Source organism: Pantoea phytobeneficialis (assembly GCF_009728735.1).
Lineage (GTDB): Bacteria > Pseudomonadota > Gammaproteobacteria > Enterobacterales > Enterobacteriaceae > Pantoea > Pantoea phytobeneficialis.
The window spans coordinates 2,061,720-2,085,244 of record NZ_CP024636.1 but is presented as its reverse complement, the minus strand read 5'-3'; the positions used below and the strand labels follow the sequence as shown (position 1 = coordinate 2,085,244).

22 protein-coding genes are annotated in these 23,525 nt (G+C 55.7%); 9 read left to right on the top strand and 13 right to left on the bottom strand.

Annotated features, from left to right (window positions below; translation table 11 throughout):
• The first annotated feature begins 233 nt into the window (after positions 1-233).
• The 7 genes from hpaD (at position 234) to hpaI (ending at position 7,503) form a co-directional block, all read left to right on the top strand.
• Positions 234-1,247, top strand: coding sequence for a 3,4-dihydroxyphenylacetate 2,3-dioxygenase (hpaD, locus tag CTZ24_RS09725; RefSeq protein WP_208725428.1), 1,014 nt, complete (start codon positions 234-236; stop codon positions 1,245-1,247).
• A 61-nt stretch (positions 1,248-1,308) separates the two neighbouring features.
• Positions 1,309-2,535 carry an MFS transporter gene (locus tag CTZ24_RS09720; protein WP_208725427.1) on the top strand — a complete coding sequence of 409 codons (1,227 nt, stop codon included), beginning with the start codon at positions 1,309-1,311 and terminating at the stop codon, positions 2,533-2,535.
• A gap of 25 nt (positions 2,536-2,560) precedes the next feature.
• Complete coding sequence (locus tag CTZ24_RS09715; RefSeq protein WP_208725426.1) at positions 2,561-3,847, top strand: FAD-dependent monooxygenase; 1,287 nt, start codon at positions 2,561-2,563, stop codon at positions 3,845-3,847.
• A gap of 35 nt (positions 3,848-3,882) precedes the next feature.
• The gene (locus tag CTZ24_RS09710) at positions 3,883-4,929 is read left to right on the top strand and encodes an amidohydrolase family protein (RefSeq protein WP_013509026.1); all 1,047 of its coding nucleotides are present in this window, start codon (positions 3,883-3,885) and stop codon (positions 4,927-4,929) included.
• 120 nt (positions 4,930-5,049) lie between these two features.
• Positions 5,050-5,925, top strand: coding sequence for a fumarylacetoacetate hydrolase family protein (locus CTZ24_RS09705; protein WP_208725425.1), 876 nt, complete (start codon positions 5,050-5,052; stop codon positions 5,923-5,925).
• A 2-nt stretch (positions 5,926-5,927) separates the two neighbouring features.
• Positions 5,928-6,731 carry a 2-oxo-hept-4-ene-1,7-dioate hydratase gene (hpaH, locus tag CTZ24_RS09700; protein ID WP_208725537.1) on the top strand — a complete coding sequence of 268 codons (804 nt, stop codon included), beginning with the start codon at positions 5,928-5,930 and terminating at the stop codon, positions 6,729-6,731.
• A 7-nt stretch (positions 6,732-6,738) separates the two neighbouring features.
• Positions 6,739-7,503 (top strand): 4-hydroxy-2-oxoheptanedioate aldolase, encoded by a 765-nt coding sequence (gene hpaI / locus CTZ24_RS09695; RefSeq protein ID WP_208725536.1) that lies wholly within the window; start codon positions 6,739-6,741, stop codon positions 7,501-7,503.
• Positions 7,504-8,123: 620 nt separating this feature from the next.
• Here the strand turns inward: hpaI and CTZ24_RS09690 are convergent.
• The 8 genes from CTZ24_RS09690 to CTZ24_RS09655 all read right to left on the bottom strand — a co-directional run bounded on the left by CTZ24_RS09690 (position 8,124) and on the right by CTZ24_RS09655 (position 15,192).
• A complete protein-coding gene (locus CTZ24_RS09690; protein ID WP_208725424.1) occupies positions 8,124-8,945 on the bottom strand; it encodes a DUF2218 domain-containing protein in 822 nt (273 codons plus the stop codon).
• 162 nt (positions 8,946-9,107) lie between these two features.
• Positions 9,108-9,494 carry a RidA family protein gene (locus CTZ24_RS09685; protein WP_208725423.1) on the bottom strand — a complete coding sequence of 129 codons (387 nt, stop codon included), beginning with the start codon at positions 9,492-9,494 and terminating at the stop codon, positions 9,108-9,110.
• Positions 9,495-9,506: 12 nt separating this feature from the next.
• Positions 9,507-10,841: a hypothetical protein gene (locus CTZ24_RS09680; protein ID WP_208725422.1), complete on the bottom strand. Its 1,335-nt coding sequence runs from the start codon at positions 10,839-10,841 to the stop codon at positions 9,507-9,509.
• A gap of 185 nt (positions 10,842-11,026) precedes the next feature.
• Entirely contained in the window at positions 11,027-12,250 is a 1,224-nt protein-coding gene (locus CTZ24_RS09675) for a DUF3500 domain-containing protein (protein WP_208725421.1), read from the bottom strand.
• Positions 12,247-13,098: a fumarylacetoacetate hydrolase family protein gene (locus CTZ24_RS09670; protein ID WP_208725420.1), complete on the bottom strand. Its 852-nt coding sequence runs from the start codon at positions 13,096-13,098 to the stop codon at positions 12,247-12,249. The genes CTZ24_RS09675 and CTZ24_RS09670 overlap by 4 nt, the downstream gene beginning before the upstream one ends.
• Positions 13,095-13,481: a nuclear transport factor 2 family protein gene (locus tag CTZ24_RS09665; RefSeq protein ID WP_208725419.1), complete on the bottom strand. Its 387-nt coding sequence runs from the start codon at positions 13,479-13,481 to the stop codon at positions 13,095-13,097. The genes CTZ24_RS09670 and CTZ24_RS09665 overlap by 4 nt, the downstream gene beginning before the upstream one ends.
• Complete coding sequence (locus tag CTZ24_RS09660) at positions 13,481-14,263, bottom strand: SDR family oxidoreductase (protein ID WP_208725418.1); 783 nt, start codon at positions 14,261-14,263, stop codon at positions 13,481-13,483. The genes CTZ24_RS09665 and CTZ24_RS09660 overlap by 1 nt, the downstream gene beginning before the upstream one ends.
• A 224-nt stretch (positions 14,264-14,487) precedes the next feature.
• On the bottom strand, positions 14,488-15,192 hold the full coding sequence (locus CTZ24_RS09655) for a pirin family protein (protein ID WP_208725417.1): 705 nt from the start codon (positions 15,190-15,192) through the stop codon (positions 14,488-14,490).
• 166 nt (positions 15,193-15,358) lie between these two features.
• Here CTZ24_RS09655 and CTZ24_RS09650 point away from each other — a divergent pair, with 166 nt between their 5' ends.
• Entirely contained in the window at positions 15,359-15,934 is a 576-nt protein-coding gene (locus tag CTZ24_RS09650) for a TetR/AcrR family transcriptional regulator (protein ID WP_208725416.1), read from the top strand.
• Position 15,935: 1 nt separating this feature from the next.
• Here the strand turns inward: CTZ24_RS09650 and CTZ24_RS09645 are convergent, their stop codons facing one another.
• The 4 genes from CTZ24_RS09645 to CTZ24_RS09630 all read right to left on the bottom strand — a co-directional run bounded on the left by CTZ24_RS09645 (position 15,936) and on the right by CTZ24_RS09630 (position 22,430).
• Positions 15,936-16,517, bottom strand: a complete 582-nt coding sequence (locus CTZ24_RS09645; RefSeq protein ID WP_208725415.1) for a TetR/AcrR family transcriptional regulator — start codon at positions 16,515-16,517, stop codon at positions 15,936-15,938.
• Between the two features lie 159 nt (positions 16,518-16,676).
• Positions 16,677-18,104 (bottom strand): efflux transporter outer membrane subunit, encoded by a 1,428-nt coding sequence (locus CTZ24_RS09640; protein WP_208725414.1) that lies wholly within the window; start codon positions 18,102-18,104, stop codon positions 16,677-16,679.
• Position 18,105: 1 nt separating this feature from the next.
• A complete protein-coding gene (locus tag CTZ24_RS09635; RefSeq protein ID WP_208725413.1) occupies positions 18,106-21,267 on the bottom strand; it encodes an efflux RND transporter permease subunit in 3,162 nt (1,053 codons plus the stop codon).
• Positions 21,268-21,269: 2 nt separating this feature from the next.
• Complete coding sequence (locus CTZ24_RS09630) at positions 21,270-22,430, bottom strand: efflux RND transporter periplasmic adaptor subunit (protein ID WP_208725412.1); 1,161 nt, start codon at positions 22,428-22,430, stop codon at positions 21,270-21,272.
• Between the two features lie 278 nt (positions 22,431-22,708).
• On the opposite strand from CTZ24_RS09630, the gene CTZ24_RS09625 reads away from it, so the two are divergent.
• Positions 22,709-23,221 carry a DUF6622 family protein gene (locus CTZ24_RS09625; protein WP_208725411.1) on the top strand — a complete coding sequence of 171 codons (513 nt, stop codon included), beginning with the start codon at positions 22,709-22,711 and terminating at the stop codon, positions 23,219-23,221.
• A gap of 27 nt (positions 23,222-23,248) precedes the next feature.
• Here the strand turns inward: CTZ24_RS09625 and CTZ24_RS09620 are convergent.
• A partial coding sequence (locus CTZ24_RS09620; protein ID WP_208725302.1) for a transposase occupies positions 23,249-23,525 on the bottom strand: 277 nt, incomplete at its 5' end.

Below are 23,525 nucleotides of genomic sequence, written 5' to 3'. Positions count from 1 at the left end.
GATGTATTGGGGAGCAATGCAGATACAGTGCGATACAAACCTGCGCGATAAATCGCGCCGCTACGAAACCGGCATTATTCGATTTATCACACCGCAAAAATTTTCCTTTCAATCTGTGCGCTCGATCTCCTATCCCGGCAACATTATGAGATATATCTATTAACACGATATATCTAAATTTATTACAACAACACTGAGCGGTACCCCTTTTATCTGAAAGAGAGAACATACCCATGCCACAGATCGATGAGTTGGTTTTGGAGCCACCTTTCAACGTGACGCGTGCCAGTCATGTTGTCCTGAACGTTCGTGACCTTGAGGTCAGCAAACGCTTCTACACCGATTTAATCGGATTGGTGGTCAGTGATGAGGATGCGTCCAGCGTGTATCTGCGCGGATTAGAGGAACGTGGGCATCACAGCCTGGTGTTAAAAAAAGCCAGCGATACCCACTGCGCCCGTATCGGGATGCGCGTGTGCCGCGATGACGATATCTATAAAGCGGAAGACTATTTCGCCGCACAGGGTAAGGAAACGCGCATTGTTGAGGTGCCCTTTCAGGGCTTAACCCTGCATGTCAGCGACCATGTTGGCGTCCCATTGGAATTCTGCGCGTCGATGGATGCCTGTGAGCGCATGCTGAAAAATTACCAGCATTATCGCGGTGCCAGCGCCCAGCGCCTTGACCACTATCAGTTACAAACCAGCGATGTACGTCAGGCCTGGTCGTTCTATCAGCCGCTGGGTTTTCGCGTCAGCGAATACACCTGGTCGCAGGTCGAAGACAATCAACATCTGTGGGGCGTCTGGCTACAGCGCAAAGGGAATCCGCACGATATCGTCTTCACCCAGGGGCCGGGGCCGCGCCTGCACCATTTTGCCTACACCCTGCCCGATACTAACGACATGATCCGCGCCTGTGACGTGGCCGGTGCGCTCGGTTACGCACCGCAACTGGAACGAGGTCCGGGTCGTCACGGCATCAGCGGTGCCCTGTTCGTCTACTTCCGCGATCCCGACGGCCATCGTATCGAGTTGTTTAATACCCACTACCAGCATATCGACATCGAACCGGCGCTTGGCTGGAATCTGGCCGATCCCAAACGTGCCGACCAGTGGGGACTCCCGGCGCAAAACAAATGGTTTACCGAAGCGACGCCCTTCGCCAACGTTCCGGTTATCCAGCCGGAAACCCCGATCGATCCGCCCACGCTGGAGCGCTTTCTCGCCCTTGCCAATGATGGCTAAGCGCCTGCGTCAATCCATAACGCTAAATCCTGTGTGAAATCAGCTATTGGGAGAACGGATCGTGAGTACATTTATTCAAAACCCGCTGGTGCGGATTCTGGTCGCCTACGCGCTCGGCGTGATGGCAGCCATGACGGTCAGCGAAGCGGTGACTGAGTTAGGTTCGATTGCCAAAGAGTTTCATGTGTTTGAACACAGCCAGATCGGCCTGATTATGTCGCTGCCATCATTGATGGTGGCTCTCGGCGCGCTGCTGGCGGGTTATATCGTCGACCGCGCCGGGGATCGGGTGGTGTTGCTAATCGGTGCCGTGGTGATTGTGCTGGGGGATATCTGCGTGGTCGCGGCACCGTCGTTTAATCTGCTGCTGGGCGGGCGCATCGTTACCGGCATCGGTTATGTGTTAACCGCCGTGGCCGCCGTGACCTTGCTGATCCGCATCACCACCGGTAAGCAACGTAATATGGCGATGGCGTTGTGGTCCACCTTTGTTCCTGCCAGTTTTCTGCTGCCGTTCCTTTCAGCCGGTCTGGCCGACCATTTTGGCAACTGGCGTGCTGCCTTCCTGGCGCACTCGGTCCTGACGCTGGCCCTGGCGTTTGTCGCCACCGTCAGCCTGCCGCGTCGCACGCCAGAAGAGAAGGCACAATTCTCACGCACCCGAGGCTTACGCTCCGTGCTGCGTAGCCCGTTGATCTACCTGTTGGGTATTTCCTTCGGTGCTGATGCCTTTTTGCAAACCGGCATTATCTCCACCCTCGCCCCGTATCTCGCCAAACGCTACAGCGTGCCACTGCTGGAAGTCGCCCACTGGAACGTGGTGGCGATGGTATGTAACGGCATTGGCTGCCTGATGGTTGGCGCACTGCTGAACCGGGGGGTCAGAGCTGCCGCGATTGGCGTAGTAGGCCTGGTACTGACCGGCGCACCCGCGCTGGCGATTTTCACCCTGCCGCTCGGCTTTATGTTGTCCATCGGTGCTTCCTGGCTGTTTATGTTCGGCAGCGGTTTGCTGGTGGGCATGTGGGCGCTGGCTCCGGTGGTCGCGCCATCACGCGAAAGCATCGGAGCCACCAGCGGTCTGATCACCCAACTGACGCTGGTCGGTGTGTTCTTAGGCCCACCGCTGTTTATCGCCGCGCAGAACAGTGAAGACCCGCAGTCGCTGGCACTGCTGGTTCTCGGTGGTCTGGTGGTCTGCCTCGCCGGATTACCGATCTGGCTGCGCGATGTACAGCGCCAGCCCGGTCACGATCTCAAAGCTAATACCCTGAAAAGCCACAGTTAACTCTGAATAACAAGAGGAAGTCATTATGTTGGATATCGTCATCATTGGTGCCGGCCCGGCCGGTTTGGCTGCCGCCCTGCGCCTGCATCAACAGGGTTTTCGCCCGCGCCTGTTTGAAGCCGTCGCTGAAATCAAACCGCTGGGAGTCGGCGTAGATATCAAGCCATATGCGGTGAAAGAAATTACTGAAATGGGTTTGTACGACGCCTTTGTCGACATCTCCGTAGAAGCTAAAGAGTCCATTTTCTATACCGGCTACGGCCAGCAAATTTTTGGCGAGCAATGCGGCAAGCATATGGGCTACGAATACGACCAACGCTTCGTCCATCGCGGCCATCTGCAAATGATGCTGTACAAAGCGGTACAGGAACGCCTCGGTGCGGATGCCATCACCCTTGGTTGCCGTTGCAGCCATTTCGAACAGGATGACAGCGGCGTAACCGTGCATTTTGATACCCGTCTCAATCCCAATGCTCCGCAAAGCGTGCGCGCCGATGTGGTGATTGGCGTCGATGGTATCCGTTCGGTGGTGCGCCGCAAACTGCTGCCGGAATCAGCCCGCAGCCACTTCTCCGGTCTGACCTTATATCGCGGCGTCACCGTGATGCCGCCGTTCAAAACCGGCGGCAGCATTCTGCATATCGGCGATCCGATTCGTCAGGGCACGCTGATCGTCTATCCGATCCAGAACAACGTCGATGACCAGGGCAATCAACTGGTGAACTGGGTGATTGAGCAGAACGAGAAACCACAAAGCGAAGAGGACTGGAACCAGGAAACCGGCGTCAAAGAGATTGAGCATGTGTTTGACGACTGCCAGCTCGATTTTATCGATGTCAGCGCCATGATCCGCAACGCCCGCGAATGCTATCTGTTCCCGTTGATCGACCATGACCCGTTACCGCAATGGTCATTTGGCCGCATCACCCTGCTCGGCGACGCCGCCCATGCCATGTATCCGCGCGGTGGCAACAGCGTCTGCCAGGCGTTTGTCGATGCCCGCGTCATCGCCGAGAAACTCGCCACCATCGCTGACCCGGTCGCCGCGTTGCAAGCCTATGAGCTGGAGCGCCGCGAGAAGGTGAACTGGCTGGTGCTGGCATCACGCGGCGAAGGCCCGGAAGTGGTGCGCCGTATCGTCGAAGAACGTAGCGGTGGTAAGCCGTTCGACGACATTGAAAACATCTTCCCGCACGAAGAAGCCCTGTCGATTTTCAGCGAGTACCACGCCAAAGCCGGTATGCGCATCCCGACAGAAAAAGAGACCGACCAACCGACGAAATACAAATCAGTTTTTGCCACCCAAAAATAATTTATCCCCTTAATTGAGACAGAAAGGAACTGACTATGAGCAAGATTATCGATGCCAACATGCACTGGCTGCCGGGCGAGCTGTTTTCTGACAAGAAACTGCTGAATTCATTTCTCGACTGCGTGCCAAAACAATATGGCGTGCACACTCGCGTGGAGAAAATTGAAGGCAAGGAACTGAGCCAGCTGATCATTGAGCAGCCGAAAGGCTTTGTTAACCTCAACTACGCCGAAGGGCAATACACGCTGGAAAGCCAACTGGCGGATATGGAGAAAGCCGGGGTTGATCACGCCATTTTCCGTCTGCCGGTGTGGCAGGAGTGGCTGGATCTGGAGACCTGTAAAGAGGTCAACACCCGCATGGCGGAATACGTGAAACGCAGCGAAGGCCGCATGTCAGCGCTGGCGGTGGTTCCACCGTGGGGGACTGACGATTGCCTGCGTGAAGTGGACCGTTGCCTGAATCAACTCGGTTTCCGTGGCGCGCAAATCGTGGCGCACTACGGCCAAATCTACCTCGATGACCCGGCGTTCCGTCCATACCTGACGTTCCTCAACGACCTCAAGGTGCCGGTGGTGGTTCACCACACCCCGCTGCCGGTGGATTTCAACTCCGTGCTGCCTTACACCAACCAGCGTCGCCAGTTTGGTCGCTGCGTGGATCAGGCGACTGCGGTGGGTCGTGAGCTGTTCAGCGGCATGTTTGATGAGTTGCCAAACCTGCGCTTTATCCACTCGATGCTGGGCGGTGCGTTCTACGCCTTCGCCGATATGCTGGTACCGCCACAACATCAGTTCAACGATGCGGTGGATCGTTTCCAGACCGGCACCGGCAACCTGCGTGCGCAACTGAGCAACAACATTTTCTTTGATACCTCCGGCGCGCCGCAATGGGGCAAAGCGCAACTGGAAGCCGCAGTGAAAGTGATTGGCGGCAAAAACATCCTGTACGGCAGCTCCTACCCGATCCGTAAAGACTGGTTCTTTAAAGGCATTGAAACCATCGAGAGTCTCGATATCAGCGCCGAAGACAAAGCCAACATTCTGGGTGGTAACGCCGCGCGCATGTTCAACCTGGCATAACGCGCCACGGCGCTGCGTCAACGCCGCAAACCCTCCTGTGTCTTGAAAACTGCTCAGCCTTCATGCTGGGAGCGGCGGGCTTCTGCTCGCCGCATTTTTGCCAAAATAGGGAGAAAACCCGTGGAACGACCACAATTTATCCGTTTTTCCGCCGAAAAGGGTCAGGTGCAAAGCTATGGTTTGATCAGTGGCGCTGGGGTGATCGACCTTAAGCCGCGCTTTGCCAATCGCTGGCCGACGCTGGATGCGGTGATCGCTGATAACGCCCTCACCGCGCTGGCCGCCGAGGCGAAAAACCTGCCGGTGGATTATGCCCTGACCGATATCCAGTTCGAGATGCCGCTTGAGCAACCAGGCAAAATTCTGTGCATTGGTGTGAACTACCCCAACCGCAACGCTGAATATAAAGACGGTCAGAGCGCGCCGGATTATCCGTCGATGTTTGTCCGTTTTCCTGAATCACTCACCGGCCATCAGCAGCCGCTGCTGCGCCCCGCCGAGAGTGAGCAGCTTGATTACGAAGGTGAAGTGGTGATGGTGATCGGCAAATCTGGTCGCCGGATTCCTGAAAGCGAGGCGTTAAACCATATCGCTGCCATTACGCTTGGCAATGAAGGCACGGTGCGCGACTGGGTGCGACACAGTAAATTCAATGTCACTCAGGGTAAGAACTTCTATCGCTCCGGCGCGATTGGCCCGTGGCTGGTGCCCTTTACCGAAGCCGCGCAGATCGCGGATATTCGTCTGACCACCCATGTTAACGGTGAACTGCGTCAGGACGACCGCACCTGCAATATGACGTTCTCATTCCGTTGGATCATCGCCTATATCTCAACCTTTATCCCGCTTAATCCCGGCGACATCATCTTCACCGGCACCCCCACCGGTGCGGGCGCGCGCTTTGAGCCACCGGTCTGGTTGAAGCCCGGTGATGTGATTGAAGTCCACGCCGAAGGGATTGGCACCCTGCGCAATCACGTTAAGGATGAGGTGTGACCATGTTAAGCCAGAGCGAGTTATTCGCCGCCGTCGAAGCGCTGGACCAGGCCGAGCGTAGCCGCAGCCAGACCGGGTTGTTGTCGCTGCGCTACCCGCAGATGACGCTGGATGATGCCTATGCGGTGCAACAGGCGTGGGTGCGGCAAAAAATTGAGGGCGGGCGGAAGGTCATCGGCTGGAAAATTGGCCTGACATCGAAAGCGATGCAGTACGCCTTGAATATCGACACTCCCGATTCCGGCGTGCTGTTCGACAACATGGTGTTTGATGACGGGGCCACCATCCCGGCTGACCGCTTTATTCAGCCACGTATCGAGGCGGAACTGGCATTCGTACTTAACGCGCCACTGCGCGGGCCAGGCGTGGACGTTGAAGCGGTATTGGCCGCCACCGCTTATGTGCTACCGGCGCTGGAGATTCTCGACACCCGCATCGTGCGTAGCGATGCTGCCAGCGGCAAAGCGCGCACTATCGTCGATACCGTCTCTGATAATGCCGCCAACGCAGGCATCGTGTTAGGTAGCCAGTTGTTTGCGCCAGAAAATGTCGATATGCGCTGGATGGGCGCGATTGTGTCGCGCAACGCCACAGTCGAGGAAACCGGTTTAGGGGCCGGGGTTCTGAACCATCCGGCACGCGGCATCGCCTGGCTGGCGAACCGACTGGCGCAGTATGGCGACCACCTTGCCGCCGGCCAAATCGTGCTTGCCGGTTCGTTTATCCGTCCGATCGAGGCCCGTCACGGCGACACCATCCATGCTGACTATGGCCGTCACGGTTCCGTCAGCTGCTACTTTGCGTGAGGTAATGATGTCTGCACCGATTAATCGTTTTAAACAGGCGCTGCACAACCAACAGCCGCAAATTGGCCTGTGGCTGGCGCTCGCCAATCCTTACAGTGCTGAGATCTGTGGCGGTGCCGGGTTTGACTGGCTGCTGCTGGATGGCGAGCACGCCCCCAATGACGTACCGCTGTTGATGCAGCAGTTACAGGCGCTGGCAGCCTCGCCCGCGCATACGGTGGTGCGTGCGCCAATGGATGCACCCTGGCTGATTAAGCAGTTGCTGGATATTGGCGCACAAACGTTGCTGATCCCGATGGTGGAGAGTGCCGCACAGGCTCAGGCGCTGGTGAAAGCGGTACGTTATCCACCGCAGGGTATCCGTGGCGTCGGCGCGGCGCTGGCACGGGCCTCAGCCTTTAACCGCACACCAGATTATCTCACCAGCGCCAATGCACAGATTTGCCTGCTGGTGCAGGTGGAAAGCCGTGCTGGTCTGGCGCAACTGGATGCCATTGCCACTATTGACGGGGTCGATGGGGTGTTTATTGGACCTGCCGATCTGGCGGCGGATATGGGTTTTCCCGGCAAGCCAGGTGCGCCGGAAGTCCAGGAGGTGGTTGAGGCGGCGCTGGTACGCATTCAGTTTCACGGTAAAGCGGCGGGAATTTTGAGTGCCGATCCCAGGCTCTGCGCCCGTTATCTGGAGCTGGGTGCCACCTTTGTTGCGGTGGGTAGCGATGTGGGATTGTTGGTGAAAGCCACCTCGGCGCTGGCGGCGGATTTTCGCTAGTCGCTCTGATTTGCGCGATAAATCGCGCAAATCAGACCGGGCAATGGTTGACGACACGGATGCGCGGATTTGCGCGATAAATCGCGCAAATCAGACCGGGCAATGGTTGACGACACGGATGCGTGGATTCGCGCGATAAATCGCGCCGCTACAGACCGGGCAATGATTGACGACACAGATGCACGGATTTGCGCGATAAATCGCGCAAATCAGACCGGGCAATGGTTGACGATATGGATGCACGGATTTGCGCGATAAAACGCGCCGCTACAGACCGGGCAATGGTTGACGACACGGATGCGTGGATTTGCGCGATAAATCGCGCCGCTACAGACCGGACAATGATTGACGACACGGATGCACGGATTTGCGCGATAAATCGCGCCGCTACAGACCGGACAATGATTGACGACACGGATGCGTGGATTCGCGCGATAAATCGCGCCGCTACAGACCGGACAATGATTGACGATACGGATGCGTGGATTCGCGCGATAAATCGCGCCGCTACAGACCGGACAATGATTGACGATACGGATGCACGGATTTGCGCGATAAATCGCGCCGCTACAAACCGGGCAATCTTCGGTAGCGGCGCGATTTATCGCGCGGTTTTTACCTTAAACCTGCTGCCATATCACTTCCAACGTTTCACGTACCGCTGCCTCTTCCAGATGGCGCACCAGAATATGCTGCATCTCGGTCAGCTTCTCTTCATTCAACGCGGTGAGGGTGACGCGGAAAATACCGTCCAGCACTTCCATACGAACCTCCCCCATACTCATGCGGAAATGGCCGCTGTTCTCATCCATCACCACCGGGGTGCGGTGCTGAAAATGGCTGCCGAGACGGCGCAGAAAACGCTCGCCGTTTGGCGTCACGATATCGGCCACGCACTTCGCCGCACCTTCGCTCAGGGTCGGCGCATTGAGCAACGCTTCAATCTGGTTAGCGGCAACATGGATAATCTCCCCGATACGCGTGACCACCTGATCCGCCACCGGCTCCATTTTGGCACGCAGACTTAACGCACGTTTCAGATGGTCCATCGCCTCAACAATCGCCTGCGGCGACTTGCCTTGTCCCTGATGTTTTGGCACCACACGCGCCACCAACATATCAATCACGGTTTTGTTGGCACTGAGGAACGCATTCCCTTCGTCGGTGATGCGGTAGCGTTTGCGCCCGCCCTTTTCTAAGTCAATCTCGGCATAGCCGCGATCGTACAGCCAGGTGAGCGCCGGATAGAGCACGCCGGGGCTGGGTTTGTAGGTGCCGCCCAGACGTTCATTTACTTCATGGATCAGCTCATAGCCGTGGCTGGGTTGTTTGGCGATGATCGCCAGCAACAGCAGGCGTAACTCGCCATAATCGAAGGCACGCGCCCGGCGACCCGTTTTGCCAGCCGCAGGCTGCGTATCCATTTCGCTTTGTCCAACCATGACTGCCCCCACGCAGTTACGCAAATAACCACACAATGATCACTGAATTTTAAATATATCGAAATTTCCGACATAGTCCAAGTCGTTACGGCCATCGTTTCCGTTGCACAGGGAATATAGAGAAAGGTGCGGGCAGATACAATCACTGCCCGCAATGAGAGATTAACGATCCAGTACCGCGATAAAGTCACACTGAATTAAGGTATTACCGCTAAAGTTGCCGTCCAGCGCATGGCGTGCCGGGCGGGCGTTGGCATCCGGGAATGTCGCCAGCCAGTAGCGGTTCACCACCTCACGTTGCGATTTATCCTGCATCCATAACGTCACCTTAATGACGTCCTCCAGCGTGCCACCCGCCGCCTTAACGATGCTTTCGATATGGCTAAACATCAGCGCGCACTGCTCGCCGAGATCGGCAGGCACCTGCTGGGTCTGTGGGTCGCGTCCGTAGATCACCCCGGAATACAACATCGCGCCTATCCGACACGCCGCCGGGATCGGATTGGTATGGGGAAAGGCATCAATATAGATACTTTCGCGTCGGCTCATATCATCTCCTGATTAATAATCATCATCTGCCATTTTCGCGCCAAAGCGATATACCAGACGCAGACGTTCCGCATGGTAGTTACCCGTCACCTCATTCGGTGAATGGACGTAGTCAAACTCGAATTCCAGATGCAGACGCGGCGTGACGTTATAGCCGAGGATCATAAAGGCGGCATTGATGTTCTCCGCCGGTAGCGGATAGTAGATCCCGCTGGAATCCTCCAGTTCCAGACGCGTCACGCCAAACACCCCGAGATACTTTTCATCATGGTACGCGTAGCGTAAGGCAAAGGCCTTGCCCGGCTGGTTGGTGGTGACCATCGACACCAACGGCTGACCACTTTCGAGCGGGGTATGGTCGTAAATACCGTAGCTATAAGGCGCGAAGAAGCCACCGTTAAGGAAGGCATCATCTTTGCGTGGCACATACGTCGCGGCGAAATACAGATCATGATTGCGGGTTTTCATGCCGATACGCCCGGAATAAAGATCGGTATCGATATTGTGATAAGGATACGCCTGGTCGCTGGCATCCCATTCATGCAGATACTGCGCGCCCCAGTACGGTGTCCAGTTGCCGAATTTCAACGCCGAAACCGGTAGCTGGACGCCACCGTAGCCCAGCTGAGCGCGTTTATCGAAGTTGTAGTACCAGGCTTCCGCCACCGTATTCCACTGCTGACCGTAGCGCAGCCCCACCGTGGTGAAACCGTCGCTGTCCACCGACGGCATGCTGGTGTCCTCGATTTCCGGGTTACCGGCATCCCCTTTGCCGAACTGGTCGGAACTTTCCGGTTTGAAGCGGTAGATGCGCCAGGCGTTGAGTTTCAGGTCGCCCTTATCATCCAACGCATAACTGCCGCCGAATCCCTGATACAGCGCCGGGATCATGGTCCAGCCTTCCCCTTCATTGGCAAACGGCGTATCCAGACCTAAACGTCCTCCCTGCAAATCAAAGCCATAGCCCTGATAACGCAGGAAGGCTTTACCCAGCACCGTGGTGTTTTCCGACGGCAGATAGATTTCGGTACGTTCCGGGTCGGAAGGATTCAGCCCGAGGTTATACGCCCCGTACACGCCCACCCCGGCGCTAAAACCGCCGATTTGTGGGCTGCGATATTGAATATCTCCGCCCACCGAGCTGGTGCGTTTGTTAACCTGGGTGCCGCTGAACTCTTTAAAAAAGGTCATGGTTTTTAGCTCGCCAGAGATATTGCCTTGTGTGAGCCAGTCGTTAACGCTATCGGAGTCCGTTGCAGGTGAAGCCTCCGCAAAGCAAGTACCGCAGAACAACGCCAGAGGCACTACGGTTAATGCAGCAATTTTGGCTTTTTTATGAACATCCATTGCCTGATAACCTCATTGTAGCGGCGCGGTTTATCGCGCGATTTCAATTACGGCGCGATTTCTCGCGCGTGGGGCACAGCGAAGCCGCCCGAAATCCCTGACGGGAACGGTCAACTGGCACTGTGGGTTACCCGGGCAGAACGACGTCACCCGGTACGACAGGAATTCAGGCGTTGCGCCTGGGTTTACTGCTGCAACTGCGACAACAACGCTTTGCCGTAGTCGTTCCCGTTGGGAATGCGGGTAATGGTATGAATATGGAAACGCGCCGGTTCTTCATTGGTCAGCCACATGCCGCTGTGATGATCAAACTCCAGCATCACCACCGGGCTTTGCAGCCGGTAATAGAACACATCGTCATCACCACAACCGCCAATCCAGCTCCACCAGGTGTTATCGAGCTGGGCCTCAATCTGTTGCAGGCGCGCAGCGCGCGGTCCGTCGGGCAGGAAAGCCAGGAACACCGCTACCAGCGCCATCACTTGTTGACGCTGCGCGGGCGTAAATTCCGCCACGCAGACGCCCTCAAGCGGGATCACCCGATTGTCCTGAAATGCACCGCCAAGGTGACGCTGATCGGCAAAGTTAAAGCGATCGGCCGGCATGGCGGGATCTTCCATTAACTGATAGATCGTGGCGCGATGTTGCTGCCGGGCGCTGAGCGACTGCATCAAGGCCAGACCGAGTTGCTCCTCGTCGCGAAACAACACGCAATCGCTGGCATCCCCCCGTTCGATAACATTGGGTTCAACGCCGAAAAAGGTCGGGGCAATCACCAGTTGCCGCCCGACGATAAAACAGCAAAACGCCACATGATGACCGTAAATCGACCAGCCCCACGGCTGGGTAGCGGAAGGTGAACCGAACAGCAAAAAATGGAAGCTCCAGCGGTTCATAATGTGGGTGAGATCGTACAGTTCACCGAGAAAATGGTTGGCATCCATCACCTGTTGCACCCGGCTAAAACCCGCCGCGCTGGTACAACTCCGTAGCAGCGACCAGAAGGCTTCGTGGGTCACCGCCGAGGTTTCATCCAGCCTGACACCGTAATCGTTAAACGGGATTTCCGGGTTGTACCAGGCGCGCCACTGTGGCGCATCGATGGCGTAACTCACCTGCTGCTGTCGGGCGCTATCGAGGCTGGCAAAAAGCGCCTGCGCTGCCCTCACCGCCTCTTCCACGGCAAACCCCTCATCTTGCAAGCTGAACAGACCGGACTGCACCTCGCCATTGGGGGTAATGCCGCGGAAGGTTTCATCCAGCATCGCCTGCCAGTGGGCTTTGAGTTTCTGCGCTTTCTCGGTTGCCAACATGCGCGCGCCGTAGGTATGCAGATCCACCCCGCGCGCCAGGCCGATGCGCTCGGCATCATTGGGCATTAAATAATCGCGAAAATTTTGGCTGGTCATATGCGTTCCTCAACCACCGGATTCTCGATATGACCAAGGCCTTCAATCTCCAGCCGCATCACATCGCCGGGTTGTAAGAAGCGTCCGGTTGGCGCACCAATGCCGGAAGGCGTTCCGGTCGCCAGGATGTCGCCCGGTTCCAGCGTCATCACCGTCGACAGGTATGCAATCTGCGCGTAGATGTCGTAAATCATGTCACCGCTGTCGGCGTGCTGGCGGAGTTCACCGTTGACGAACAACTTCATCTCCAGCCGCAACGGGTCAGGGATCTCATCGGCGGTGGTGATCCACGGACCAATCGGACCGTGGGTGTCGAAGGATTTACCCAACGTAAAGGTCGGTGATTTATGCAGCCAGTCGCGTGCCGAGACATCATTGACGATCAGATAACCGGCAATCACGCTGGCGGCGTCGCTGGCGCTGACATGGCGACAGCGTTTGCCAATCACCACGCCTAACTCGATCTCGTAATCCATTTTCTCGCTGGCTGCGGGCTTCACGACCGGGGAGAAAGGACCGTTGATGCAGGAGACTTGCTTGTTAAACCACAACTGGCTTTCCGGGATGGGGATCCCCGCCTGACGCGCCTCTTCAGCGTGTTTACGGTAGTTCATGCCAATGCCAAGGAACTTCTGCGCGTCCTGGATCGGCGCTTCGAGTTGTACTGTCGCTAACGCATACGCCGGGCTATGCACCGCTTCCAGTCGCGGGCGCAGCGTTGCCAGGCTGGTCAACAATTGGCGCATTGAGCCGGTGACGCCAGGTACTCCGGAGAGGTCAATCACCTGATCATCCACCACCTTGCCAATACGCGTGCGGCCCTGTTCGGTAAAACGTACCAGTTTCATGCTTTTTCCTTTGCTGTAGGAGTTAACTGCGAGAGCAAAATTTGCCAGCCGGAAGGTGTGCGCCGTAGCACCAGCGTCGAGAAACCGTAGCGCTCCGCCTCTTCTCCCGTTTCCAGCAGCCGCACCCGGTTGCGCGTGTGGCCGGTGAGGATGGCGATATCACCCTCCACGCGGATGGCGGGCGTGTCCCGCTGAATCGCGATGAACCCGCCCATACGTTGCACATGTGCCAGAAATTGCGCTTTGTTGTGCACCATGCCCGTGCTGTGGATATGCACCAGGTCTTCCGCCAACATGCTGGCCAGACGCGGCAAATCGGCGTGAATTAACGCCTGCTGGCGCTGTTGTTCAAACTCAAGTAATTGCGCGTGGGGGATGTTCATCAGATCAACCCCGGATAGGAACCGCCATCCAGTTGCAAGTTCTGCCCCGAAATAAACCCGGCCTGCTGGCTGCACAGAAACGCGCAAGCCGCGCCGAATTCTTCCGGCGTGCCATACCGCCGGGCGGCGATGGATTGCACATTGCGCTCCCGCGCCTGTTCGCGACTGATGCCTTCTTTGGCGATTAAACGTTGCAGCATAAATTCCTGGCGCGGGGTATCGATTCGCTCCGGCAACAGGTTATTAATGGTGACGTTGTCACGCACCACTTCCTGGCTGATGGCTTTACACATTGCCGTCAGCGCTGCGCGGGCCGAGGTGGACAGCCCCATCATGTAATGCGGGGTTTTAACCATAGCGGAGGTGATGTTGATGATGCGACCAAAACGCCGGGCCTGCATGGCCGGTAACCAGGCGCGGATGAGCTGAATGGCAGGAATAAAATTGGCTTCCATCGCCTCACGCAGCGCTGCGGCTTGCCAGTCTGCCAGCGCACCGGGCTGTGGCCCGGCATTGTTGGTCACCAGAATGTCGATCTGCGGTAAGGCCGAAAGGATAGTATCGCGCCCGGTGGCACTGGTTAAATCCGCGCAGATATAGCTGACCTGCGCCGTCGGGTTTTGCTCGCGCAGGCGCTGCGCGGCCTGCTGCAATTTGGCTTCGTTGCGTCCGTTCAGGGTGACATGTACCCCTTCCGCTGCCAGCGCCTGCGCGCACGCCAGCCCCAGCCCCTGCGACGACGCACAGATAAAAGCGAGTTTGTTACCAATGCCCAGATCCATGATTGCTCCCGGAAAACTCCGCGTTGATGAGTGTGCGATATCGAATAATTAGATATATCTAGTATTACGATATGTCAGAATATTGCACGGCTCTACGCGGCAAAACTCAGAGGCGGGTCACGGATCGTTAACGAGATGTGAAAATGAGAAGGATTCTCGCTGCGCGGGTTTGTCGGTTAGCAAAGATCCGTAAGGGCGCGATTTATCGCGCCCTTACGGTTTTCTTATTGTCCGCTGACGGTGCCGCTGGTCACGGCTGGGGCATCGGCCTTTACCAGAAAAGCAATCACCGTGGCATCACGCTCCCCCTGAATCTCGGGCAGGGAAACGGCATCACTGATGGCATCACCTTTATGCAAGCGCTGATCGCCGACCCGCACGACACCGTCAAGCAGCGTCACCCAGACGGCGAAACCTGCGCGCTGCGGAATCGCCAGTTGCTGGTCGCGTTCCAGTTTGAGGTCATACACATAGATCGCCTGGCGCAAGGCCAACGGTGCATCACTGCCTTCAGGCCCCGCGAGCAACGTCCAGGCATTTACCGCAGCGCCCTCGGTACGGGTGAAGTGCTGCACCCGTCCCTCACCACCTTCCTGCGCCGGGCGAATGTAAGCCTGCAACATTTCGGTTTCGATCAGCGGCGCGGATTCTTCGTGGCGCAGCCCCTCACCGGCACTGACCACCATCACGCGTTTGGCGTTGAGCGGCGTGCGCTCCCCATTTTCATGCTGGTGCTGAGAAGAACCGCGCCAGACGTAAGTGAAAATCTCATCGTTTTGATGGCGGTGCATCGGCACCTGCGCCCCGGTTTTCAGCGTCATCTGGTCGATGATCGCCAGTGGACCAAATGCCTCGCCCGGACGCTGACGGCGGATGGTGAAAGGGCCATACTCAAACAGCTGATCGCGCTGTGCACGTAACAGATTCATGGTCGTTCTCCCTTAAGTCAGTTTGATACCGCCATCATAGAGAAGGAAGAAACAGACACCAGTGGGGTGATTTGCTGGCTTAAGTCAAAATTTTTGACAATAGATGATTAGCCAGCGCGGAATAAGTTGCGTAAAATACGCTTTTATTTCCCTCAGGCCCGTCATCATGAACCGTAAAGAACAGATCCTTGACGCTGCTGAACAGTGCATGAGATTAAAAGGCTTTTATCAGACATCAATCCAGAATATTGCCAGCCAGGCAAATATTAGCGTTGGCCTGATTTATAAATATTTCACCAATAAAGAGTCGATTATTGAGGCGCTGGTATTCACTATCACCCAACGGCTGAAAGATTTGCTTAATGATGATTTGGAGCAGATTGCCAAATCGGGTGGTGAGGCACGTTTACCACTGTTCTCTGCGGGTCTGGTGCCCCACGAAGTCGAAAACGATATTGTGTTATTGATGGAGATATCGTCTGAAGCCATGCGTAACCCACGCATTATGCAAATCATGACCGATGCATGGAAAAGCCTCAGAGAGAATTTTATTAATAAAGAACAGGCGTTGTATCCGGGTAAAGACGCCAGCGTTATTCATACGCGTTTATATGTGCTCTCATTAATCATTGATGGCATTATTATTCGCCGCTGTATGAAACAACGTGAAATTGCACCCGCCTTTGTGCCATTTTTTGACGATATCATCAGCGATGTCAATAATAACGTTGCCCAACAATGAATTACGGTAACAAATGCTGATTGAGGATAGTGCTGAGTCGCAACAACTCGGGCTGATTCAAATCATTATCGACAAAAGTGCGACAGGCTACGCCATCAATCAGTAACAACAAAAAATGGATCTGGTTAAAACGCTGCTCCGCACTGATTTGTGGATTTTGTTGTTGAAAAACCGGCTCAAGAGCAGAAATAAGTTGTTGTTCCTGCTGCGCAAGAATATCTCGCACGGCGGCATTACGTGAGGCTTCAGAATAGACCTCCAGTAATAAACACTGGTCTTTTATCGACCACTCACGCCAGAACGCAGAATCTCTGGCGATAATATCCGCCACCTCGGGCTGCTGGCTGAGTTTCTTTTCCAGAAAAGTTCGCCACTCTTCAGCGATCACTTTTACCGTTTCGCTCACCAATAATTCTTTGCTGCTAAAATAACGATAGATTTGCCCGGCACCCAAACCACTTTCGGCGCTCATATCCGCCATACTGGCACCATGAAAACCAGAACGACTGAAACAGACTTTCGCCGCAGCAATAATCAGCTGTTTACGCTGGTGCAAAAAGTCTTGCTGCTCTGGCCTGGTCAAATTTAATTCCTTATTCAAAAAATAACCTGCGCGATAAATCGCGCCGCTACGTATTTAAGAGCGCGACATAGTACAGTACGCGGATTTTTGCCGATAGCCGGGACAAAAATCCGCTTACATTTTACCGTGGGCCGATACCAAATTGGCCCACGGCATGTTTTACAACTTCAGGTCAGATTCTTTCAACGCTGTACCGCCACCCATCACCTTGTAGAAGGTGATCAGGTTCAGGTAATACGCCTGCTGCGTGCTGACCAGGCTGGTACGCGCGCTATACAGCGTGCGCTGCGCGGTCAGTGCATTCAGGTAAGTATCCACCCCGTTGCGATAACGCAGGTCGGCCAGATGGTAATAGGTCTGCGATGCCGCCACGTTATTACGCTGGCTGGTCAACTGATCATTGATGGTGCCGCGTCGGGCCAGCGCATCCGCCACTTCCTGAAAGGCAGTTTGCACCGTTTTTTCATACGCCGCCACGTAGTATTCCTTCTGCGCTTTGGTGTATTTCAGGTACGACACGTTGTAGCCGCCTTTAAAGATCGGCAGTGAAATGCTCGGCGCGAAGGACCAGATCCCGGCACCGTTTTTGAACAGTGACGAGAGATCCGAACTGCCGACACCGCCGCTGGCGGTCAGGGAGATGGTCGGGAAGAAATTCGCCCGCGCCGCGCCAATGCTGGCATTGGCTGACTTCAGGTTATGCTCCGCTTCCAGCACATCCGGGCGGTTCAGCAACGCATCGGAAGAGATCCCGGCGGGGACGTCGCGGAACGCCTGGCCCAGCGCATCGATATTCGCGGGTAACAGGTTATCCGGTACGCTGCGTCCTACCACCAAATCCAGCGCGTTTTTGTCCTGCGCCACGCTGGTGGTGTAGCTGGCAACATCCGCCATTGCTGACTGGTAAGTGGTTTCCGCCGAGGAGACATCCACCATTGAAGCGGTGCCGTGCTCCATCTGCTTACGCGTCACTTCCATCGACTGCCGCGCACTCTCGGCTGTCTCTTTGGCGATGGCCAGATTGCTGCGATCCGCCGCCAGCGTTAACCAGTAATCCACCGTATTGTACAGCACCGTCAGGCGCGTGCTGCGTGCGCCCTCCAGCGTGCTGAGATACGTTTCATACTGCTCACGCGTCAGACTCTGGTTTTTACCAAACAGATCCAGCTCGAACGAACTGACACTCCCTTCCGCGCTGTAAGAATTGCTGATCGCGGTTTGATTACCTTCACCGGTCAGGGCGCGTGAACGCGTACCGCTCACCCCGGCACTCAGGCTCGGGAACAGATCGGCGCGTTCCTCGCCATATTGCGCATGGGCGGATTTTACGCTGGCGACCGCTTCCCGCAGATCGCGACTGCTATCCAGCGCCATCGTCACCACCTGACGCAGTTGGGGGTCAAGAATATATTCCTGCCAGCCAATATCGCGGTAGTTAGCCGCCTGCGCACCCTGTAACGATTTATAGGCATCCCCGTTTGGCGTGGTGTTGGCAACCGGTGACGCCGGACGTTGATAGTCCGGGTCCAGCGACATACAACCCACGAGAAAACAGGGTAAAAACACCACCAAAAGTTTTGCTGACATGTTATTCCCCCGTCTTCTCAGCAGATTCAGTGTGGCTCGCATGACTATGCGGCAGGCCTGGGAACACACGACGGACCAGCACAAAGAACAGCGGGACTAAGAAAATCGCGAGCAGCGTGGCGGAAATCGTCCCGCCAATGATGCCCGTACCGATGGCGATACGGCTATTCGCCCCTGCACCGGTGGATATTGCCAGCGGCAGGACCCCGGCGGTAAACGCCAGCGAGGTCATAATGATCGGACGCAAGCGCATCGAGGCAGCATGGACCGCAGCTTTCACCAGGTTTTCCCCTTTGCGGTAATTCTCCTCAGCAAATTCGACGATCAGAATGGCGTTCTTCGCCGACAGGCCGATGATGGTGAGCAGCGCCACCTGGAAATAGACATCGTTTTCCAGTCCACGCAGCGTAACCCCCAGCAGCGCACCAAAGACCCCGAGCGGCACCACCATCATTACCGAGAACGGTACTGACCAGCTTTCATACAACGCCGCCAGACACAGGAACACCACAATCAGCGAAATGGCGTACAGCGACATCGCCTGGTTGCCGGACAAGCGTTCCTGGTAGGACAGCCCACTCCAGGCATAGGTGGTGCCTGCTGGCAGTTTACTTGCCAGTTTTTCCATCGCCGTCATGGCATCCCCCGAACTTTTACCCGAGGCGGATGAACCCTGGATCTCATAGGACGACAGACCGTTGTAGCGCGACAGGACATCCGGGCCATAGGTCCAGTGCGAAGAGGAGAACGACGAGAATGGCACCATCGTGGTGTCACCGTCGCTGTCGGTGCCGGCGACAAACCATTTATTGATATCTTCCGGTTTGCTGCGGAAATCCTCGTCACCCTGCATGTAGACCTTTTTCACCCTGCCACGATCGGTGAAGTCATTGACATAAGTCCCGCCAATCGCCGCACTGAGGGTACTGTTGATATTGCTGACCGACAGACCCAGCGACTGGGCTTTTTCATCGTCGATATCCACCTGCAACTGCGGCAGATCCGGCAAGGTATTGGCACGCACGCTACTCAGCACCGGATCCTGATTGGCGGAGGCGATTAACTGGTTACGCAGCTTGAGTAACTCGTCGCGACTGGTATTGCCGCGCGCCTGTAACTCGAAGGTAAAGCCGTTCGACTGGCCCAGACCGGAAATCGACGGTGGTGACAGCACAAACACCTGCGCATCACGGATGCCGGACAGATTCATCATGGCGCGACCGGCAATCGCGTCAGCGGTGTTTTCCGTCCCTTTACGATCGCTCCAGTTTTTCAATGAGATAAAGCCAATCCCCGCATTCTGCCCGCTACCGGCAAAGCTGAAACCGTTCACCAGCATGCTGACGTTGACGTTATCCTTCTCTTTGGTGGCGAAGTATTGCTGGATCTGGCGGCGTACTTCGCTGGTGCGGTTTTCAGTGGCACCCGGTGCCAGCGTGTACTGCACCATGATGTAACCCTGGTCTTCGGTCGGCAGGAAGCCGGTGGGCAGACGCAGATACATAAAGGCACAGCCAATCAGTAGCACCGCATACATCAGCAAATAACGCACCGAGCTGTGGATCACATGCCCGACTTTCTCGTGATAACGCGCCTGAATTTTTTCGTAGCTGCGGTTGAACCAGCCAAAGAAACCTTTCTGGCCGCTTTCATGATCGTGCGGTTTCAGTAAGGTGGCGCACAGCGCTGGCGTCAGCGTCAATGCCACCACCACCGACAGCACCATTGAGGAGACGATGGTGATGGAGAACTGACGGTAAATCACCCCGGTGGAACCGCTGAAGAAGGTCATCGGCAGGAAGACCGCTGACAGCACCAGCGCGATACCAATCAGCGCCCCGGTAATTTCCTTCATCGATTTCTCGGTGGCTTCTCGCGGCGGCAGTCGTTCTTCGCGCATCACACGCTCAACGTTTTCCACCACCACGATGGCGTCATCCACCAAGAGCCCGATGGCGAGCACCACACCAAACATCGTCAGGGTGTTGATCGAGTAGTTAAATACCGCCAGCACCCCAAAGGTACCCAGCAGCACCACAGGCACGGCAATCGCCGGGATCAAGGTAGTGCGGATGTTTTGCAGGAACACAAACATCACGATCACCACGAGGATGATGGCTTCCACCAGCGTTTTGACCACTTCCTCGATGGAGATTTTAACGAAGTCGGTACTGTCGAGCGGATAGGCGATGTCATAACCACTCGGCAGGCTGGAGCGGAACTCATTCACGGTATTTTTCACGTTCTCCGCCGTGGAGAGCGCATTGGCTCCCGACGCCAGTTGAATCGCGATACCCGATGCCGGATGGCCGTTAGCCAGCACGTTGGCGCTGTAGTCGTCATCGCCCATTTCCACGCGCGCGACATCACTCAGATGCACCACTGAACCGTCGGTCTGGCTTTTTAACACGATATTGCGGAACTGTTCCGGCGTTTGCAGACGGGAACGAGAACGCACGGTGGCGACCAGTTGTTGCTCTTTGCTCGCCGGTTGTGCGCCGATCTGCCCCGAAGACACCTGGGTGTTTTGCGCTTCCAGCGCGGTTTCCACATCCGAAGGCATCAGTGAATAGGACGCCAGTTTGGCCGGATCGAGCCAGATACGCATCGCGTATTCTGCACCGAACACCTGCACGCTACCCACGCCCGGCAGACGCGCCAGCGTATCTTCCATGTTACTGACGAGGTAGTCGGCAACGTCCGAAGAGGTGGCTTTGTTGTTTTTGTCGTACAACGCCATGATCAACAGGAAGTCACTCTGTGCCTTCTCGACCGTCACACCCTGTTGGGTCACGGCGTCCGGCAAACGGCTTTCCGCCTGCTGCACTTTATTCTGCACCTGGACCTGGGCGATATCAGGATCGGTGCCCTGCTCAAAGGTAACGGTGATTTTGACCTGGCCGGTTGAAGCGGTACTGGTGGAAGAGAAGTAGAGCAAACCATCCAGACCGGTCAACTGCTGCTCAATCACCTGAGTCACGCTACTTTCCAGCGTTTCTGCGGATGCACCGGTGTAGGTGGCCTGGATACTGATTTGCGGCGGTGCCACATCAGGATATTGCGCAATCGGCAGGTTTTTGATGCTGAGGATACCGAACATCATGATGCAGATGGCGATCACCCAGGCAAACACAGGCCGTCGGATAAAGAACTGAGCCAACATAATCAGTTCCCTCCGCTGGTGTTCGCGCTGGCATCAGTCGGGGTGGTGGTGCCCGTTTCGACCGCTTTCACGGTCTGCCCCGGTTGTACTTTACCGGTGCCTTCAACGATCAATTTGTCGCCGCTTTGCAAACCGCTGTCGATCAGCCATTTGTTGCCAATCACGCGATCGGTCACCACTTCACGGCTGGCAACTTTGTTGTCTTTATCCACCACCAGCGCGGTGGCATTGCCTTTCGCATCACGGGTGATGCCCTGCTGCGGCGCCAGCAGCGCATCATTTTTCACCCCGTTGCTGACGGTGGCGCGTACGTACATGCCAGGCAACAACTGGTGGTCCGGGTTAGGGAAAATGGCGCGCAACGTGACGGTACCGGTTGATTCATCCACCGCAACTTCCGTCAGCTCCAGTTTACCGGTGTGATCATAGGTTGAACCGTCTTCCAGTTGCACGCTCACCGGGACCTCATCACTGTTCTGATGCAAAGACGCCTGCTGGCGTTTCAACTTCAGCAACTGCACGCTGGACTGGGTGAGATCGACATAGATCGGATCCAACGCACGAATGGTCGCCAGCGCCGAGGTTTGCTCGGACGTCACCAGCGCGCCCGGCGTGACGGATGAAATACCAATGCGGCCACTGATGGGCGCTTTGATTTGCGTGTAATTGAGGTTGATGCGTGCGCTCTCAACCGCCGCTTTGTATTGCGTTACCGAGGCGAGATTTTGCTGGTAGGTGGCCTCGGCATCGTCAGCATCCTGACGGGAAACGCCATTTTCCTTGACCAGTGCCGCATAGCGTTCAGCTTTCAGTTTGCTGCTTTTGACCACGGCGACGGCGTTTTTCAATTGTCCGACCGCTTCATCATAACTGGCCTGATAACTGGCGGGGTCGATCTGATAGAGAACCTGACCGGCTTTAACCTCATCACCTTCCGTAAACAGACGCTTCTGGATAATACCGCCCACCTGGGGACGCACATCCGATGTCATCGTACCGGTAACGCGTCCAGTCAGTTGACTGGTTAAGGTAACCGGTTCTGTTTGCAACGTTTTCACGCCAACTTCCGTGACCATTGTCCCGGGTTTGTTCTCTGCACTCTGGTCACAGGCGACAATCAAAAATGCCAGACCTGCAATAACATACCGCTGAAAAACCATCATGGTAATCCTATAGTGAACGTTCATTCTCGGCGGGGAGTTTAACAAACAGGCAGCGAGGCGTATGTAAGCAAAGCGAAAAAGCGGGAATTTTATAACCACACGAGCTGTGCAGGATTTATGCGGTTGGGGTTGTTGAATAGCTATCATGCTCTACATTGATATACATCATCGAAAATAGTTCGCCCTCCCCTCAATGATTAATGGTCCAGTTTATTGTGAATAATACGCGCTTATTGGCGAGCGCTATTTTATGACCTGATGACGAATGAGAGAAAATTATGCTGGTAATAGCCATTATTCAACACACGCCAGTTTGGGTGTGGATTCTGTTTATTTATCTTCTGTCACGCGGTATCAAAGCCCTTAAAACGCGTGAGGTTCCGGTGGGTAAATTATTCCTGATTCCCGTGTTGTTCCTGCTGTGGGCGATTCACGGCGTGTTTACAGAAACCCACTGGACGCTGGCTGCACTGGGGGTGATGCTCGCGGGCCTGTTATCAGGTTGCCTGCTGGGGGCAATGCTCGGACGCCGGAATCGACCCACCACGCAAAGTAGTCAGCCAGGGACGATAATTCGTCCCGGCTCGGTGCTACCACTTATTTTTATGGTGGTGGCATTTATTGCCAAATACGTGCTTTCGGTATCCGTGATTTTACAACCGGCGCTGATTGATTCGTTAACCTTTAATTTAGCGCATGGTTTAATTAGCGGATTAACAGCCGGCGTATTCTGGGGAAATATGCTGGTCGCGTTTATCCCGTGGTATCGATCACGCATAAAGCCGGCTTAGCACATTCCGTAGCTACCGTCTTGAACGTCAAGCGGTAGCTGCGTAATTTTCATCCCACTTCATCCGCGTTTTCAGCACCCCGAAGCACTGATGAACCAGCTTGCGCATCACCGCTCCAGGCGCGGCCTTGCTGGCTTTGCCCTTCGCGATTAGCCTCTGGTACAGCGCCTTCGCCGGGGCATTCCACCTGATCGCCACGATCGCCGCCATATACAGTTTCGCCCTTACGTCTGCCGGGCCTGTTTTTGACATCCGCGCACGCCCCCTGACTGAGCTCCCGGACGTTTTTTCCACCGGTACCACA

Bases quoted from the DNA above. Each gene is read 5' to 3' on its own strand.
- hpaD (WP_208725428.1), top strand. From the start codon at position 234: ATGCCACAGATCGATGAGTTGGTTTTGGAGCCACCTTTCAACGTGACG.
- CTZ24_RS09715 (WP_208725426.1), top strand. From the start codon at position 2,561: ATGTTGGATATCGTCATCATTGGTGCCGGCCCGGCCGGTTTGGCTGCC.
- CTZ24_RS09710 (WP_013509026.1), top strand. From the start codon at position 3,883: ATGAGCAAGATTATCGATGCCAACATGCACTGGCTGCCGGGCGAGCTG.
- hpaH (WP_208725537.1), top strand. From the start codon at position 5,928: ATGTTAAGCCAGAGCGAGTTATTCGCCGCCGTCGAAGCGCTGGACCAG.
- hpaI (WP_208725536.1), top strand. From the start codon at position 6,739: ATGTCTGCACCGATTAATCGTTTTAAACAGGCGCTGCACAACCAACAG.
- CTZ24_RS09690 (WP_208725424.1), bottom strand. From the start codon at position 8,945: ATGGTTGGACAAAGCGAAATGGATACGCAGCCTGCGGCTGGCAAAACG.
- CTZ24_RS09685 (WP_208725423.1), bottom strand. From the start codon at position 9,494: ATGAGCCGACGCGAAAGTATCTATATTGATGCCTTTCCCCATACCAAT.
- CTZ24_RS09680 (WP_208725422.1), bottom strand. From the start codon at position 10,841: ATGGATGTTCATAAAAAAGCCAAAATTGCTGCATTAACCGTAGTGCCT.
- CTZ24_RS09675 (WP_208725421.1), bottom strand. From the start codon at position 12,250: ATGACCAGCCAAAATTTTCGCGATTATTTAATGCCCAATGATGCCGAG.
- CTZ24_RS09670 (WP_208725420.1), bottom strand. From the start codon at position 13,098: ATGAAACTGGTACGTTTTACCGAACAGGGCCGCACGCGTATTGGCAAG.
- CTZ24_RS09665 (WP_208725419.1), bottom strand. From the start codon at position 13,481: ATGAACATCCCCCACGCGCAATTACTTGAGTTTGAACAACAGCGCCAG.
- CTZ24_RS09660 (WP_208725418.1), bottom strand. From the start codon at position 14,263: ATGGATCTGGGCATTGGTAACAAACTCGCTTTTATCTGTGCGTCGTCG.
- CTZ24_RS09655 (WP_208725417.1), bottom strand. From the start codon at position 15,192: ATGAATCTGTTACGTGCACAGCGCGATCAGCTGTTTGAGTATGGCCCT.
- CTZ24_RS09650 (WP_208725416.1), top strand. From the start codon at position 15,359: ATGAACCGTAAAGAACAGATCCTTGACGCTGCTGAACAGTGCATGAGA.
- CTZ24_RS09640 (WP_208725414.1), bottom strand. From the start codon at position 18,104: ATGTCAGCAAAACTTTTGGTGGTGTTTTTACCCTGTTTTCTCGTGGGT.
- CTZ24_RS09635 (WP_208725413.1), bottom strand. From the start codon at position 21,267: ATGTTGGCTCAGTTCTTTATCCGACGGCCTGTGTTTGCCTGGGTGATC.
- CTZ24_RS09630 (WP_208725412.1), bottom strand. From the start codon at position 22,430: ATGATGGTTTTTCAGCGGTATGTTATTGCAGGTCTGGCATTTTTGATT.
- CTZ24_RS09625 (WP_208725411.1), top strand. From the start codon at position 22,709: ATGCTGGTAATAGCCATTATTCAACACACGCCAGTTTGGGTGTGGATT.